Source organism: Vibrio sp. 10N.222.46.A1 (genome assembly GCF_041473595.1).
GTDB lineage: Bacteria > Pseudomonadota > Gammaproteobacteria > Enterobacterales > Vibrionaceae > Vibrio > Vibrio tasmaniensis_A.
On sequence record NZ_JBFRSN010000231.1, the window covers coordinates 1 to 1191 of the forward strand.

Below are 1191 nucleotides of genomic sequence, written 5' to 3' on the forward strand. Positions count from 1 at the left end.
AACTTGATCTTTTGTGGTTCTCGGTAAGGCTTGCTGGGTCGCAGTTTGCACTGCGATTTGAACGAAAGCAGAGCAATCTACGCCTCTAAATGAAGTCCCACCGAAATGATATGGCACACCTTTCCACTGTTCATACACACTCATATACGCATTGGTCGTTGATTGCTCTAACTTTGACAGAGGCTTGTGTGCGGTTTCACTAAGCTGAGAAGGGGATGGCGTCGAGCTACAAGCAGCCAATATTGCTAAAGTTATTGTAACTACAGCCATTTTTCTGAATTTCATATGTAACTCTTCTGACAAAAAACTGAAATATAAACGTCATCAAGGACTTCTAGTATACGAACTAACTTAAGGATATCTTTTTTCGTAGTCAAACTGGATTTCACATGCCCGACACAAATTTATCAATAAAACCTTCACGTTATACATTCTCGCTCATTCAAACCGTCACCGCTGTATTTATTTCTATTCTTTTGCTCGTCATCTTTTTATCTTTGGTCAGTCTCCGAGGCGTCGATCGGGTCGGGGGCCATTTTGAAGCACTTTCGGAGCAAGCATTACCTCTTGCATTAAACAACGCCGAATTAACACAAAGCGTGTTAGAGCAGGTAAAACTTCTTACTTATAGCACCCAATCAACCGACCTAAATACGCTTAACACAACAGGCAACTCGATCGACGTGTTAGTTGCCGAAAGTAACCAAACGCTAGAAGAACTCCTCTTCATATCCCAATCTTTTCCTGACGCGATTTCCGTTGAACAAAAACAAAACTTAACCGAGAACATGGCGACCTTACAATTGATGACTAGCCAAGTGTTGTCGTCTCAAATTGAAATTCAGAATAAGCAAAACCTCATCGATGGCCAAGTCACTGAGTTTCGCTATGGTGTGAGTTCCATCGGACCTGAAATGAACCGTATCAGTTCTTTCCTTGTACAGAACAACCCAGAGGCTTCCGATGCGGCTAACCGATTCACAGCGAGTGCTTCTGCAATGGCGAACACCTTCCTAATGTTGATGATGCAATCAGACTTAGAAAAAGCGCAAGACGAATACAGAGAGCTTCGAAATCGAATTGCAGGCATTAACCTCGCGTATGATGACTTTTCTGAATGGCATCCAGACATCGTAGAGTTCGCAAGCTTAACAGCGCCTTATGAGATGGTTAAATCTGGCTTTGCAGATC

1 protein-coding gene and 1 pseudogene are annotated in these 1191 nt (G+C 42.7%); one reads left to right on the forward strand and one right to left on the reverse strand.

Annotated features, from left to right (window positions below; genetic code table 11):
• Positions 1-285: NlpC/P60 family protein (locus AB4496_RS07765; protein WP_372130777.1), on the reverse strand; the 285-nt coding region annotated here is incomplete at its 3' end.
• A gap of 104 nt (positions 286-389) precedes the next feature.
• Here AB4496_RS07765 and AB4496_RS07770 point away from each other — a divergent pair.
• Positions 390-1191, forward strand: a pseudogene (locus AB4496_RS07770) (methyl-accepting chemotaxis protein); the annotation flags it as partial.